At 57.3% G+C, this 1,179-nt stretch carries 2 pseudogenes; one reads left to right on the forward strand and one right to left on the reverse strand.

The features are described from left to right. Positions 1-126 precede the first annotated feature (126 nt). Positions 127-587 (reverse strand): annotated as a pseudogene (locus IZU87_RS18225) (IS30 family transposase); the annotation flags it as partial. Positions 588-652: 65 nt separating this feature from the next. On the opposite strand from IZU87_RS18225, the pseudogene IZU87_RS17255 reads away from it, so the two are divergent. After that, a pseudogene (locus tag IZU87_RS17255) lies at positions 653-1,053 on the forward strand (IS5 family transposase); the annotation flags it as partial. Positions 1,054-1,179: the final 126 nt, after the last annotated feature.

Raw genomic sequence — 1,179 nt, forward strand, 5'->3', positions numbered from 1 at the left:
CGGCGGGAGCAGCTTCTTGAGGATGGCCTCCCGGCGCTCGTCGGAGTACTTCATCGGAACCTCATCACGCCCCATATGGTTCAGAGTCTAACAGCCGCTGATACTCCAACTAGCGTGACAGTGGGGGTAGGGATCGCAGAAGTACATCGCCGCCGTCACGGCCTTGGCCACCGCTTCGTGGCCAGCGAATCCCGAGTCATTGTCCAGTGTGATCGTCTGGACCGCTCCCCGACGCGGCTTCAACACGCGGATCATGGCTGCTTGCGTCAACTCGGCCGAGATCTTGGGCAGTCGTGCCGCCAGTCGATAGCCGCTGCGTCGCTCGACCAGCGTGACCAGGCCTGATTGCTTGTGGCTCTGTATCACTGTATCACTGTGTCGCCCTCCCAGTGGCCGATGAAGCGTCGGTCATCAATCTCATCTGGGCGGTGCTCGATACCGACTCGGTTGGGGATCTTGCCCAACCCGGCGCTCTTGACGTGCGTGCGGTGCTTGTTGCGGCGTTTGGGCTGACGGAGATGCCGTCAAAGGTCTCCACCCCGTGCCTTGTCGTCTCAGAATAAGGAGTAGATCCATTGATGACTGACACTAGGTTTTGTACGAAAAGTCATTTTTGCTAATGTGACCCATGCACATCCAGCATAGGTGCGGTATGACAGGACGCTACGAAATCTCTGATAGCCAATGGCAGTTGATCGAAGACATTGTCTCACCGGCTCAATCGATGGGCAGGCCCCGAAAAGACGACAGACAGATGCTGAACGGCATCTTTTGGGCCCTCTGCTCGGGCGCCAAGTGGCGCGACCTTCCCGAACGTTATGGCCCTTGGAGTACCGTCTACGCCAGGTTCCGACAATGGCGTGATGACGGTACCTTTGAGGCGGTCTTGTCGCGGCTTCAACTTCGGCTTCGTGAAGATGGCCTGATGGATCTCGAGACCTGGATGATCGACTCAACTGCCGTTCGTGCAACACGCGCCTCCGCTGGTGGAGGCAAAAAGGGGGATCTGAAGAACCCTTAGACCATGCGTTGGGCCGGAGTCGTGGCGGCATCTGTAGTGGTCAAGTGTTTTTGGCCACCGAGCTTTGAGCATTCCAGTAGTTCTTTTCTGCCAAGTTCGGCGGTATCCCATCGTTATGCTTGTGCGGCCTGAGGCTGCTGTAGTAACCGATCATATAA

The organism is Cobetia sp. MC34 (assembly GCF_018340035.1).
Classification (GTDB): Bacteria; Pseudomonadota; Gammaproteobacteria; order Pseudomonadales; family Halomonadaceae; genus Cobetia; species Cobetia amphilecti.